General features: G+C 67.2%; 16 protein-coding genes. 12 read left to right on the top strand and 4 right to left on the bottom strand.

Annotation, left to right across the window (positions count from 1 at the left end; all coding sequences use genetic code 11):
* Positions 1–159 precede the first annotated feature (159 nt).
* Complete coding sequence (gene ugpC, locus J3A72_RS16365; protein ID WP_014646762.1) at positions 160–1,242, top strand: sn-glycerol-3-phosphate ABC transporter ATP-binding protein UgpC; 1,083 nt, start codon at positions 160–162, stop codon at positions 1,240–1,242.
* 103 nt (positions 1,243–1,345) lie between these two features.
* Here the strand turns inward: ugpC and J3A72_RS16360 are convergent, their stop codons facing one another.
* A complete protein-coding gene (locus J3A72_RS16360) occupies positions 1,346–2,221 on the bottom strand; it encodes a folate-binding protein YgfZ (RefSeq protein ID WP_209572052.1) in 876 nt (291 codons plus the stop codon).
* A 39-nt stretch (positions 2,222–2,260) separates the two neighbouring features.
* On the opposite strand from J3A72_RS16360, the gene J3A72_RS23190 reads away from it, so the two are divergent.
* The 10 genes from J3A72_RS23190 (at position 2,261) to J3A72_RS16310 (ending at position 9,212) form a co-directional block, all read left to right on the top strand.
* On the top strand, positions 2,261–2,431 hold the full coding sequence (locus J3A72_RS23190; RefSeq protein WP_005409075.1) for a DUF1674 domain-containing protein: 171 nt from the start codon (positions 2,261–2,263) through the stop codon (positions 2,429–2,431).
* A gap of 56 nt (positions 2,432–2,487) precedes the next feature.
* Entirely contained in the window at positions 2,488–2,880 is a 393-nt protein-coding gene (sdhC, locus tag J3A72_RS16350; RefSeq protein WP_024958620.1) for a succinate dehydrogenase, cytochrome b556 subunit, read from the top strand.
* Positions 2,877–3,263, top strand: a complete 387-nt coding sequence (sdhD, locus tag J3A72_RS16345; protein WP_005409077.1) for a succinate dehydrogenase, hydrophobic membrane anchor protein — start codon at positions 2,877–2,879, stop codon at positions 3,261–3,263. The genes sdhC and sdhD overlap by 4 nt, the downstream gene beginning before the upstream one ends.
* Positions 3,264–3,294: 31 nt before the next feature.
* Positions 3,295–5,085: a succinate dehydrogenase flavoprotein subunit gene (gene sdhA, locus J3A72_RS16340; RefSeq protein ID WP_014646765.1), complete on the top strand. Its 1,791-nt coding sequence runs from the start codon at positions 3,295–3,297 to the stop codon at positions 5,083–5,085.
* Between the two features lie 66 nt (positions 5,086–5,151).
* Positions 5,152–5,937: a succinate dehydrogenase iron-sulfur subunit gene (locus J3A72_RS16335; RefSeq protein WP_005409079.1), complete on the top strand. Its 786-nt coding sequence runs from the start codon at positions 5,152–5,154 to the stop codon at positions 5,935–5,937.
* A gap of 98 nt (positions 5,938–6,035) precedes the next feature.
* On the top strand, positions 6,036–6,284 hold the full coding sequence (locus tag J3A72_RS16330; protein ID WP_005409080.1) for a succinate dehydrogenase assembly factor 2: 249 nt from the start codon (positions 6,036–6,038) through the stop codon (positions 6,282–6,284).
* Positions 6,235–6,684, top strand: a complete 450-nt coding sequence (locus tag J3A72_RS16325; protein WP_041863309.1) for a hypothetical protein — start codon at positions 6,235–6,237, stop codon at positions 6,682–6,684. Before J3A72_RS16330 ends, J3A72_RS16325 begins: the two co-directional genes overlap by 50 nt.
* A 23-nt stretch (positions 6,685–6,707) precedes the next feature.
* Positions 6,708–7,949 carry a lipoprotein-releasing ABC transporter permease subunit gene (locus J3A72_RS16320; RefSeq protein WP_014646767.1) on the top strand — a complete coding sequence of 414 codons (1,242 nt, stop codon included), beginning with the start codon at positions 6,708–6,710 and terminating at the stop codon, positions 7,947–7,949.
* Complete coding sequence (gene lolD / locus J3A72_RS16315; protein ID WP_075075791.1) at positions 7,942–8,655, top strand: lipoprotein-releasing ABC transporter ATP-binding protein LolD; 714 nt, start codon at positions 7,942–7,944, stop codon at positions 8,653–8,655. Before J3A72_RS16320 ends, lolD begins: the two co-directional genes overlap by 8 nt.
* 107 nt (positions 8,656–8,762) lie before the next feature.
* On the top strand, positions 8,763–9,212 hold the full coding sequence (locus J3A72_RS16310; RefSeq protein ID WP_075075792.1) for a DUF6491 family protein: 450 nt from the start codon (positions 8,763–8,765) through the stop codon (positions 9,210–9,212).
* 73 nt (positions 9,213–9,285) lie between these two features.
* On the opposite strand, the gene J3A72_RS16305 is transcribed toward J3A72_RS16310, so the two are convergent.
* The 3 genes from J3A72_RS16305 to ftsY all read right to left on the bottom strand — a co-directional run bounded on the left by J3A72_RS16305 (position 9,286) and on the right by ftsY (position 12,084).
* On the bottom strand, positions 9,286–9,555 hold the full coding sequence (locus tag J3A72_RS16305) for an oxidative damage protection protein (RefSeq protein WP_032958626.1): 270 nt from the start codon (positions 9,553–9,555) through the stop codon (positions 9,286–9,288).
* A 5-nt stretch (positions 9,556–9,560) separates the two neighbouring features.
* Positions 9,561–10,685 carry an A/G-specific adenine glycosylase gene (gene mutY / locus J3A72_RS16300; RefSeq protein WP_075075793.1) on the bottom strand — a complete coding sequence of 375 codons (1,125 nt, stop codon included), beginning with the start codon at positions 10,683–10,685 and terminating at the stop codon, positions 9,561–9,563.
* An 82-nt stretch (positions 10,686–10,767) separates the two neighbouring features.
* On the bottom strand, positions 10,768–12,084 hold the full coding sequence (gene ftsY, locus J3A72_RS16295; RefSeq protein WP_075075794.1) for a signal recognition particle-docking protein FtsY: 1,317 nt from the start codon (positions 12,082–12,084) through the stop codon (positions 10,768–10,770).
* 129 nt (positions 12,085–12,213) lie between these two features.
* Between ftsY and J3A72_RS16290 the strand changes: the two genes are divergently transcribed.
* Positions 12,214–12,513 carry a hypothetical protein gene (locus J3A72_RS16290; protein ID WP_075075795.1) on the top strand — a complete coding sequence of 100 codons (300 nt, stop codon included), beginning with the start codon at positions 12,214–12,216 and terminating at the stop codon, positions 12,511–12,513.
* Positions 12,514–12,625: the final 112 nt, after the last annotated feature.

The raw sequence follows: 12,625 nt of genomic DNA, 5'->3' as shown, positions 1-12,625 counted from the left end.
CGGATAGTGCCACGTGAAAACGTTTACATGGCAGAATGGGCAACTGTATTCGATTGCAGTGCTCGCCGTCATGCGGCAAGCGCGCAATCATCACTGCCATCGGGAGGGCCGAGGCAGTCCCAAAAGACAGCCCGGCTTCGGGCGGACCGGATAGGTGATATGGCAAAAGTGCAGTTGCAGGGTGTGCGCAAGGTCTATGACAACGGCCAGGTCGCGGTGAAGGACGCCAGCTTCGAGGTCGCCGATGGCGAGCTGATGGTGCTGGTCGGCCCGTCCGGCTGTGGCAAGTCGACCCTGCTGCGGATGGTGGCTGGCCTGGAGGAGATCAGCGGCGGCACGCTGACCATCGGTGATCGCGTGGTCAACGACGTGGCGCCGAAGGATCGCGACATCGCGATGGTGTTCCAGAGTTATGCGCTGTACCCGCACATGACCGTGGCCGAGAACCTGGCCTTTGGCCTGAAGCTGCGCGGTCACGACAAGGCGACCATCGACAAGCGCATCGCCGAGGCGGCGCAGACGCTGGGCCTGACCGAGATGATGGACAAGCTGCCCAAGGCGATGTCCGGTGGCCAGCGCCAGCGTGTCGCGCTGGGCCGTGCGCTGGTGCGCGAGCCGGCGGTGTTCCTGCTCGACGAACCGCTGTCCAACCTGGATGCCAAGCTGCGTCACAGCGTGCGTACCGAGATCGCGCAGCTGCACCGCAAGCTGGGCACCACCATGATCTACGTGACGCACGACCAGGTCGAAGCGATGACCCTGGGCCAGCGTATCGTGGTGCTGAAGGATGGCGTCATCCAGCAGATCGATACGCCGATGGCGCTGTACGATCGCCCCGCCAACCTGTTCGTGGCCGGCTTCCTCGGCAGCCCGGCGATGAACGTGCTGCGCGGTACGCTGCAGGGCGATGCCGGTGGCGTGACCGTGGTCGATGGTGAGTGGCGTGCACCGCTGGGCCAGGCCACCATCGATCCGGCCTGGCTGCAGAAGCCGATCGCGGTGGGCGTGCGTCCGGAGCACCTGCAGCCGGCGGCCGCCGACGATGCGCATGCGTTCGTCGCACGCATTGAAGGCATCGAACCGGTCGGCAACGAGATCTTCGTCAACCTGAGCAGTGGCCAGCACGCGCTGACCATGCGCGTGGCGCCGCAGGCGCTGCCCGAGGTGGGCGAGCAGATCCGCGTGGCGATCCATCCGCAGGGCCTGCATTTCTTCAACCCGGAAACCGGCGCGCGCCTGTAAGGGGTAGTGCCGGCCGCTGGCCGGCAACCTCAACCCTGCATGGTTGCCGGCCAGCGGCCGGCACTACCATTCCTGCACCCACCCGTGCAGGTCCCCGCCTGCTTCAGCGGGCCAGGCCATCCAGCAACGGCACGCGCTGCGCAATGGCATCGCCCACCTGCAGGTCAGCGTCGCTGGCCTCCAGTGGCAGTACCGCCAGTGCCAGGTCGCCGGCCACGCTGGCAATCGTGCCCAGCCCCGCGCCATCCTGCTGCACGCCATCGCCGGCCTGTGCCGGTGCTGCGGTATGCAGCAACTGCACCGCACGCTTGGCCTTGCCGAGGAAGTGGGTGCGGGCGACGATTTCCTGGCCGGGATAGCAGCCCTTCTTCACGCTGTAGCCGTTCAGGCGGTCCAGGCCCAGCTGTTGGGGGGTCCACACTTCGCGCTGGCCTTCTTCCAGCCGCGGCAGGCCGTAGCGCAGGTCGGCCTGGCGCCAGGCCAGGGCGAAAGCGGCCTCATCGGCTTCATTGCCGGCAGCGAACGCGTCGGCGCTGCCAATGCGCAGGGTGCGCGGCAGGGCATCGCTGCCCAGGTCCAGCTCCCAGCCGTCGCCTGCGGTCTGCGCAATCGCCGCGCTGCTGGCGGCCTCGGGCGCGGTGAACGCGCCAGCCGCCGCCAGATCGCTGCGCACCTGCACCTTCACCTTGCGGCGGAACACGAAGCGCTGCAGTTGCGACGCAATCGCATCGGCATCGCCGTCAGCCAGCACCAGCATCACGTGGTCGTCGGCCAGGCGAAGCAGCTGGAACACCGCCAGGGTACGGCCCTTGGCGCTCAGCCAGGCACTCCACTGCCAGTGCTGCAGGGGCAGGGCGGTGACATCGCTGCTGAACTGGGCGTGGGCAAAGACAGCCGCATCCGGGCCCTGCAGGCTCAGCAGCTGGTGGCCGGGCAGGCGCGGATATCCGACGAAAGCAGGGGGCAGGTTGTCAGGCACGTGAACGAGGTCTAAAATTTGTGCGTTGCGAGACCGAACATGATAGGCCAAACAACCCCCACTCCCGACGACGAATCTGAAGCCCCGCTGGTCCCCGCGGCACCCGTGCCCGTGGAACAGGAAAAAGCGGAAGAATTCGGCGGCCGCGGCGGACTTGATCCGGTGCGGTATGGCGATTGGGAGAAAAACGGACGCTGCATCGATTTCTGATCAGCATTGAGCCAACGCGGCCGTGTGCCGCCCAGCCGAGACAACGAGCCCAGCGAATGGCGACCAGACAACGCCCACTTTCCCCGCACCTTCAGGTGTATCGCTGGCAGATTCAGATGGCCACCTCGATCCTGCATCGAGCCACTGGCGTCTTTCTGTCTGTTGGTGCCCTCATCATCGCCGCCGGCCTGCTGGCCCTGATGATGGGGCCCGAGTCCTGGAACTGCTTCACCGGCCATGCCGGGGCCTGGTATGGCCGCGTGTTCCTGTTCGCGTGGACATGGTCGTTCGCCTATCACCTGTGCAATGGCATCCGCCACGTCGTGCAGGACTTCGCCATCGGCTTCAGCATCCCCGCCTTCATCCGCAGCAGCTGGCTGTCGGTCATCGGCAGCCTGGTGATCACCCTGCTGGTGTGGGCCTATGTGATGTTCGGAGGTGCCGCGTGAGCAAGTTCCGTACCCCGTTGAAGAACGTGCGCGGCCTTGGCTCGGCCAAGACCGGCACCGAGCACTTCGTGCACCAGCGCCTGACCGCCGCCGCACTGGTGGTGCTGGGCATCTGGTTCCTGGTCTTCGTGCTGGGCCTGCTGGGCTCGGACTACGCCACCGCCGCCGCCGCCGTGGCCAAGCCGTGGAACGCGGTGCCGTTGATCGGCCTGCTGATCGCCATGTTCTGGCACGCGCAGCTCGGCATGCAGGTCGTGCTGGAAGACTACATCCACGAATCGCTGCTGGCCCTGGTGCTGCAGACCGCGGTGAAGTTCGTCGCCGTGCTCGGCATGATCGTCAGTGTGTTTGCGGTGGGCCGCATCGCCCTCGGCGTTGCCTGAGCCCAGGCACCTACACAGGAATCCAGATTAGATGTCCGCTTACAAGATCACCGAACACAAGTACGACATGGTCGTGGTCGGCGCCGGCGGTGCCGGCCTGCGCGCCACGTTCGGCCTGGCCGCCAAGGGCCTGCAGACCGTGTGCCTGACCAAGGTCTTCCCGACCCGTTCTCACACCGTTGCCGCCCAGGGCGGTATCTCGGCCGCGCTCGGCAACATGGGCGAGGACGACTGGCGCTACCACTTCTTCGACACCATCAAGGGGTCGGACTGGCTGGGCGACCAGGACGCCATCGAGTACATGTGCCGTGAGGCCATCCCGGCCATCATCGAGCTCGAACATTACGGCGTGCCGTTCTCGCGCACCGCCGAAGGCAAGATCTACCAGCGTCCGTTCGGTGGCATGACCACCAAGTATGGCGAAGGCCCGGCGGCGCAGCGTACCTGCGCGGCGGCCGACCGTACCGGCCACGCGATGCTGCACACGCTGTACCAGCAGTCGCTGAAGCACGACGCGCGCTTCATGATCGAGTACTTCGCGCTCGACCTGATCTTCGACGAGGAAGGCGCCTGCCGCGGCGTGCTGGCCCTGGACATGTCCGACGGCACCCTGCACCTGTTCCGCGCCCAGGGCGTGGTACTGGCCACCGGCGGCTACGGCCGTGCCTACTTCAGCGCCACCTCGGCGCACACCTGCACCGGCGACGGTGGCGGCCTGGCCATGCGTGCCGGCATCGCCATGCAGGACATGGAGTTCGTGCAGTTCCACCCGACCGGCATCTACGGCGCCGGCTGCCTGATCACCGAGGGTGTCCGCGGTGAAGGTGGCATCCTGCGCAACAGCAGCGGCGAGCGCTTCATGGAGCGCTACGCGCCGCACTACAAGGACCTGGCCTCGCGCGACGTGGTCAGCCGTTCGATGACCATCGAGATCCGCGAAGGCCGCGGCGTCGGCGAGCACAAGGACCACATCCTGCTCGACCTGACCCACCTCGGCCCGGGCGTGATCGACGAGAAGCTGCCGGGCATCGCCGAGAGCGCCCGCATCTTCGCCGGCGTCGACGTGCACAAGCAGCCGATTCCGGTCATCCCGACCGTGCACTACAACATGGGCGGCATTCCGACCAATTACCACGGCGAAGTGGTGCAGAAGGTCGGCGACAACGACAATGCCGTGGTGCCGGGCCTGTACGCCATCGGCGAAGCGGCCTGCGTGTCCGTGCATGGCGCCAACCGCCTGGGCTCGAACTCGCTGCTGGACCTGGTGGTGTTCGGCCGTGCCGTGGCCAACCGCTGCGCCGAGACCATCAAGCCGGGCGCCGCGCACAAGCCGCTGCCGGCCGATGCCTGCGACAAGGCGCTGGGCCTGCTGGACAAGCTGCGCCACGCCAACGGCGATACCCCGACCTCGGTCATCCGCGATCGCATGCAGCGCACCATGCAGGCCGACGCGGCGGTCTTCCGCACCAGCCAGACGCTGAAGGAAGGCTGCGAGAAGATGGACAAGATCTTCGACTCGTTCCAGGACGTGAAGGTCTCCGACCGTTCGCTGGTGTGGAACTCGGACCTGATCGAGACCTACGAGCTGAACAACCTGCTGCTCAATGCGGTGGCGACGATCAACTCGGCCGAACAGCGCAAGGAAAGCCGCGGCGCGCATGCGCACGAGGACTTCCCGGACCGCGACGACGTCAACTGGCAGAAGCACACCCTGGTCAGCGTCGACGAGAAGGGCAAGTGCAGCTTCGACTACCGTCCGGTGCACATGTACACGTTGACCGACGACGTGTCCGTGGTGCCGCCGAAGCCGCGCGTGTACTGATCCGACCCCGCCTACCATGCAATCCGCGCCCACGGGCGCGGGCCGCCTGAGCCAACGAGAGCAGCCATGGCCGAGTTTTCACTCCCCAAGAATTCCAAGATCACGAAGGGCAAGCATTTCCCCGTCAAGAACGGCGGCAAGAATGTGCGCACCTTCAAGATCTACCGCTGGAGTCCGGACGACGACAGCAACCCGCGCACCGATACCTATGAAGTCGATCTGGACGCCTGTGGCCCGATGGTCCTGGACGCCCTGATCAAGATCAAGAACGAGATCGACCCGACCCTGACCTTCCGCCGCTCGTGCCGCGAAGGCATCTGTGGTTCGTGCGCCATGAACATCGACGGCACCAACACCCTGGCCTGCACCCGAGCCATCTCGGACTGCGGCAAGAAGGAAGTGCCGATCTACCCGCTGCCGCACATGAACGTGGTCAAGGATCTGGTTCCGGACCTGACCCACTTCTACGCGCAGTACGCGTCGATCAAGCCGTGGATCCGTACCCAGACCCCGGCACCGCCGGACCGCGAGCGCCTGCAGTCGCCGGAAGACCGCAAGAAGCTGGACGGCCTGTACGAGTGCATCCTGTGCGCCTGCTGCTCGACCAGCTGCCCGAGCTACTGGTGGAACGGCGAGCGTTACCTGGGCCCGGCGATCCTGCTGCAGGCCTACCGCTGGATCATCGACTCGCGCGATGAGGACACCGGTGCGCGCCTGGATGATTTGGAAGATCCGTTCAAGCTGTACCGCTGCCACACCATCATGAACTGCGCCCGGACCTGCCCGAAGGGCCTGAACCCGGCGCTGGCGATCGCCGAGATCAAGAAGCTGATGATGGAACGCCGCGCCTGATCAGGCCCGGCTGTACCGGGTAGAGCCACGCCACGCGTGGCTGTGCCACCCCAGTAGAGCCACGCCATGCGTGGCTTTGCTGTATCTGGAGAAACACGATGGAAGAAGACGTTCTGCTGAAGAAGCTGCGCTGGCGCTGTCGCCGCGGCATGCGTGAGCTGGACCAGCTGTTCGGCCGCTACCTGGACCACGAGTGGAGCACTGCGCCGACCGAAGAGCGCGAGGTTTTCCTGTTCCTGCTCGACTGCGAGGACGATAAGTTGTGGCGCTGGTTCATGGGCTACGAGGCCTGCCCGCATGCGCACGCGATCCCCCTCATGCAGAAGATCCTCGCCCTCAAGCCTTGAGTGGCGCCCCTCGCGGCTGCAGGCCGCCGCCCAGCTGGCGGTGCTGCTGGCTGCGCCGTGGCTGCTGCGCGCATCGGATCTGCCTTCACGGCTGCTGATGCCCGCAGTGGTGCTGGCCTGGTGCACGGGCCTGGCCGAACTGGCCTGGCGCCAGCGCAGGCCGCGCGTGCAGGTGCTTCTGCCGCCGCTTCCCGAGCCACTGCAGGTGGCCGGGCAGGACGTTGATACGCCACGGCTGGTGGTGCGTGGCCCATGGCTGTTGTTGCTGTGGCGTGAGGATCGGCGCCGCCAGCGCCTGCTGTTCTGGCCGGATGTGCTCGATTCCGGGCAGCGACGTGAACTGCGACTGGCCGTAGCCGCACGCGCCGTTTCCCGTCAGCCCCGGACGATGGCACCATAAGCTGAATTGACCGGCGTGCCTGCATGTTCAAACCCATTCCCGTGGCCATTGGCCTGCGCTACCTGCGCGCCAAGCGCCGCAACGGCTTCATCTCCTTCATCTCGATGGCATCGATCCTGGGCATCGCGCTCGGCGTTACGGTGCTGATCACCACGTTGGCGGTGATGAGCGGATTCCAGAAGGAAATCCGCAGCCGCCTGCTGCAGATGACCGCGCACACCACCATCAGCCGCGACGGCGAGCCGATGCCGGACTGGATGCGGGTGGTCGACGTGGCCCGCGAGGATCCGCGCGTGGCCGGTGCCGCGCCGTACATCGAGATCCAGTCGATGATCAGCGGCCCGCGCGTGCAGGGCGCGATCATCCAGGGCATCGATCCGGCGCTGGAGCCGAAGGTATCGGTGATCGACAAGAAGGTCACCAAGGGCAGCTATGCCAGCCTGACGCCGGGCAGCTTCAACCTGCTGCTGGGCAAGGAACTGGCGATCTGGCTCGGCGTCGACGTCGGTGACCAGGTGCTGGTGACCTTCGCCGAAGTGCAGGGCACGCCTGCCGGTGCCGTGCCGCGGATGAAACGCTTCACCGTCAGCGGCATCTTCGAGGCCGGCTACAACGAGGTCGACCGGGGCGTAGGCTTCGCCAACATGCAGGACCTGGAGCGCGTGCTGCGCAGCGACGGTGCCACCGGCGTGCGGTTGAAACTGCACGACATGGACCGCTCGCTGGAAGTGGGCGTGGACCTGGCGCAGAGCCTGGGTGGTGCCTACCGCGTGAGTGACTGGACCCAGCAGAACGCCAACCTCTACCACTCGCTGCGCATGGAGAAGGTGGTGATGGGCATCCTGCTGTCGCTGATCATCGCCATGGGTGCGTTCAATCTGGTGTCCTCGCAGGTGATGCTGGTGACCGACAAGCAGGCCGACATCGCCATCCTGCGCACCCTCGGCCTGACCCCGGGCGGGGTGATGCAGGTGTTCATGGTGCAGGGTTCGCTGATCGGCATCTTCGGCACGCTGGCCGGCCTGATCGGCGGCATCACCCTGACCCTCAACCTGGAACGCATCCTCGGTGCCATCGAGAGCGTGTTCAACGTCAAGCTGCTGCCGGAGGATGTGTACTACATCACCGGCCTGCCGACCGACATGCAGACCGGCGACGTGGTGGCGATCACCGTGGTCGCGCTGCTGATGAGCTTCCTGGCCACCCTGTATCCCGCCTGGCGGGCAGCACGCACCCAGCCGGCGGAGGCCCTGCGTTATGAATAAGGTCTTCAACCGCGGCGATGAGGTGATCCGCGCCGAAGCACTGGGCAAGACCTACGCCGAAGGGCGCATGCAGACCCCGGTGTTCGATGGACTGGACCTGACCGTGACCGCCGGCGAGACGGTGGCGATCATCGGTGCCTCCGGTGCCGGCAAGAGCACGCTGCTGCACCTGCTGGGCGGGCTGGATGTTCCGACCGCAGGCGAGGTGTACGTCACGGGCCAGCGCATGTCGGCGCTGTCGGATACCGCGCGCGGCCTGCTGCGCAACCAGGCGCTGGGCTTCGTCTACCAGTTTCACCACCTGTTGCCGGAATTCACCGCGCTGGAAAACGTGATGATGCCGGTGCTGCTGGCCGGCACTGCCGTGGCCGAAGCGAGCAGCCGGGCCACCACGCTGCTGGAAGCGGTCGGCCTCGGACATCGCCTGGACCACAAGCCGGGCGAGCTGTCCGGCGGCGAACGCCAACGTGCCGCGGTGGCACGTGCGCTGGTCAATCATCCGGCCTGCGTGCTCGGTGACGAGCCGACCGGCAACCTGGATGACCGCACCGCGGGCACCGTGTTCGAGCTGATGCTGGAACTCAACCGCGCGCGTCATACCAGCCTGGTGCTGGTCACCCACGACCGCAGCCTGGCGCGGCGCCTGGACCGGGTGCTGGAGCTGCGCGAAGGGCGCCTGCACGCACTGGCCCACACCGACGTCTGAGCGGCCGGCAACGGCCGCCTCCCGGTGCCTGAACGGGTTTACCTGCCCTCGCGCCGGCCGCACATCGGCCGGCGCATGATCGCAGCAGGTTCCCCGAGGAGATCGCCATGAAGACCCCGATCCTGATCGCCGGACTCTGCCTGGCGCTGGCCGCCTGCGCGACCACCGGCCGGCTCAGCAGTACCGAGAAACTGGATCTGTACCGCGCCCACGCCGGCGCGCCGCAGAACGACATGCAGTTCTTCGGCAGCCTCAATGGCTGGACCGAACTGGGTGACAGCGCGCTGGCGGTGTGGACCCGGCCGAGCGAGGCTTACCTGCTGGAACTGAGTGGTCCGTGCCCGGACCTGTCGTACGCCACCGCCATCGGGTTGACCAGCAGCATGGGCCGCGTGTCATCGCGTTTCGACAAGGTGCTGGTGCGCGACCCGACCGATGGCCCGCGCATGCCGTGCTTCATCAACAGCATCCGCAAGCTGGACGTGAAGGCACTGCGTGCCTCCGAGCAGGAGCTGCGCCAGGCGCAGGTGCAGGAGCGCGAGGAAAATACGAAATAGCGCGGTAGTGCCGGCGCTGGCCGGCAACCTGGCATCTGCGCGATGCCGGCCAGCGGCCGGCACTACCCGTGCGTCAGGTTTCCGGAGTGAAGCCAGCCGGCTTTTCCGCGTCCTTCTCGAACAGGAACTTGACCAGTTCGCCTTCAAGGAACGCGCGATGCTCCGGGGTACGCGGCGACAGGCGGTTTTCGTTGATCAGCATGGTCTGGTGCGCAAGCCACGCCGCCCAGGCCTGCTTGCCGATGTTGCTGAAGATGCGCTGGCCCAGTTCGCCGGGGTAGGGCACGAAGTCCAGGCCCTCGGCATCGCGTTGTTCGTACTGGCAGAAGACGGTTCGGGACATGGTACTCACTCGTGGTTGCGGGGTTTCTTGGGCGTTCGTTTCGGCGCCTTGATCGTGGCGCCATCGAGCAGCTTGCGGATGGGGGCCGGCAGGCCCAGCGCGGGCAGTTCGTCGGTGGCGACCCAGCGCAGCGTGGGTTCTTCCACGCGCAGGCCGTGCACCTGCCGCGACAGCACCTGCAGGTGCAGCTTGTAGTGGCTGAAGGTGTGCTGCAGCACGGGCAGCTCCTCGGCGTCTTCCAGCGTGCCGTCAACGTGCGCGTCGAACCAGTCCTGCAGTTCGCTGCCGGCCTCGGCCTGCGGCAGCGTCCACAACTGTGCCCAGATGCCGGTGTCCGGCCGCTTCTGCAGCAGCACGCGCTGCTGGGCGTCGCGCAGCAGCAGGGCCATCGCTTCGCGCTCGGGCAGGGCCTTGCTGGGCTTGGGCGTGGGCAGTTCGGCGGTGCGGCCTTCGTGGCGCGCCGCGCACGCGTCCTGCAGCGGGCAGATCACGCAGGCTGGCTTGGCGCGGCTGCACACCGTCGCACCCAGGTCCATCTGGGCCTGGGTGTAATCAGCCATTCGCCCGGCCGGCACCTGCGCCACGTGCGCCTCGGCAATCGACCACAACTGTTTCTCGATGGCCGGCAGGCCGGGAAAGCCGTCGATGCCGTGGTAACGGCTGAGCACGCGCTTGACGTTGCCATCGAGGATCGCGAACGGATCGTTCCAGGCCTGGCTGAGGATCGCACCTGCGGTGCTGCGGCCGATGCCGGGCAGGGCATGCAAGGCATCGAAATCGCGCGGCAGGTCGCCGTCGTGCAGTTCCACGCAGCGCTTCGCGGCGGCATGCAGGTTGCGTGCGCGGGCGTAGTAGCCGAGCCCGGCCCACTGCGCCATCACCGCGTCATTGCTGGCGGCGGCGAGGTCGGGCAGCGTCGGGAAATGCTGCAGGAACCGCTGGAAGTACGGGATGACCGTGGCTACCTGGGTCTGCTGCAGCATGATTTCCGACAGCCAGACCCGATAGGGGCTGCGTGGGTGCTGCCAGGGCAGGTCGTGGCGACCATGGTCGTCGAACCAGTGCAGTAGGCGGGCGACGAAGTCGTCGGTCTGCGTGGTTGCGGCGCTGGCGTGCGACTGGCGGGGCATTGGAGTTCCAGAGAGGCAGCCAACCGTGGGGTGGCTCTACCAGGCTGCGGTAGAGCCACCCCATGCGTGGCTGCGCGGTGTATCAGGCGCCCAGCGCTTCGGGCAGCAGGGCGTCGACGAACGCTTCCGGATCGAACACGCGCAGGTCTTCCGGGCGCTCGCCGATACCGGCAAAGCGGATCGGGATGCCGAACTCGCGGGCCAGCGCGAACACCACGCCGCCCTTGGCAGTGCCGTCCAGCTTGGTCACCACCAGGCCGGTCACGTTCACTGCGGCATTGAACTGGCGCAACTGCGACAGCGCGTTCTGGCCGGTGGTGCCGTCGATCACCATCAGCACTTCGTGCGGGGCGGTGGGGTCGATCTTGCCGAGCACGCGGCGGATCTTGCCCAGCTCGTTCATCAGGCCGGACTGGGTGTGCAGGCGGCCGGCGGTATCGGCGATCAGCACCGAGGTGCCGCGGGCCTTGCCGGCCTGCAGCGCGTCGAATGCCACCGAAGCGGCATCGGCGTTCTGCCCCTGCGCGACCACGGCTACGCCGTTGCGCTCGCCCCAGGCCTGCAGCTGGGCCACGGCGGCGGCGCGGAAGGTATCGCCGGCAGCCAGCATCAGGCTGTGGCCGTCATCCTTGAAGCGCTTGGCCAGCTTGCCGATGGTGGTGGTCTTGCCGACGCCGTTCACGCCGACGGTGAGCACCACGAAGGGCTTGGCGTTGCGGTCGATCACCAGCGGCTTAGCCACCGGCTGCAGGATCGCGATCAGCTCGGCGCGCAACGCGGCCAGCAGCGCATTGGCGTCGGCGAACTCGCGCGACTTCATGCGCTTGCGCAGGCCCTCGACCAGATCGGTGGTGGCGCCCACGCCGACGTCGGCGGTGATCAGTGCGGTTTCCAGCTCGTCCAGCAGATCGTCGTCGAGCTTGGGGTTGCGCGAGAACAGTCCACCGAAGCTGCGCGCGATGACGCTGTTGCGCAGGCGTTCGCGCCAGCCGGGCTTGCCGGCAGGCGCCGGAACGGCATCGATCGAGGCGGCGGCAGGCAGGTCGTCGGTGACCGGTGCCGGGGTGGGCTGAGGCACTGGTGCGGGTGCCGGTTCGATGGCCAGGGCCGCCACCGGGGCGACGTCGATCCGGGCGGCCGGTTGCGGAGCGCTCGGAGCGGGAACGACCTGTGCCGGAACCACCGGGGTGGGCTCGACAGCGACCGGAACGACGGCTGCCGGCGGCGGCTCGACCGGCGCAGGCGCGGCCGGTACGGCTACCGGTGCTGGCTCTTTGTCCTCGACCGGCGCGGCCGACGGGAACGCCGCCGCCAGCTCTTCAGCCGAGTAGTGCTGGGTCTTGGGTGCCTCCGCTGCGGGGGCATCCTGGGGCTTCTTGCGGCGGAAAAAACTGAGCATTGGCAAAAGGCGCTGAAATCAGGGGGATATGCTACCACTCGGGCCTGTCGGGCCGATGTGGACTCAAGGTCGCGGCCCGCCGGCCGTTAACCGGTCCGGAGGGCCGCGTCGTGCGGCCCGGAGACCGCCATGGACAACGTGATGGGAATTGCCCTCGGCGGGATGCGTGCGGCCCAGCAGGGCGTGCAGGTGGCTGCGCACAACGTGGCCAACCTGGCGACCCCGGATGCCCAGCGCCTGCAGCTGCAGCGCAGTGCTGCCGGGCAGGGTGGGGTGCAGGCCGCGGTGATTCCCGTCGGCGCCGATGCCGGCGCGCCGCTGGGTGACCTGCTGGCCGCGAAAGCCGAGGTGGTGGCCTTCGCCGCCAATGCCGCGGTGATTCGCCGCCAGGACCAGATGCTGGGTTCGCTGCTGGATCGCGACGCCTGAACCCCTTTCGGCAGGCGCCAACCGCCGCCCCTGGTGGGTGCCAACCTTGGTTGGCACTCTCCACCCGCGCCGGTAGCTGCCAACCTTGGTTGGCACGCTCGATCCGCCCCGG

Origin of the sequence: Stenotrophomonas sp. PvP093 (assembly GCF_017876915.1) — a bacterium.
GTDB classification, from domain to species: domain Bacteria; phylum Pseudomonadota; class Gammaproteobacteria; order Xanthomonadales; family Xanthomonadaceae; genus Stenotrophomonas; species Stenotrophomonas muris.
This window is presented reverse-complemented; position numbering and strand designations above follow the sequence as displayed.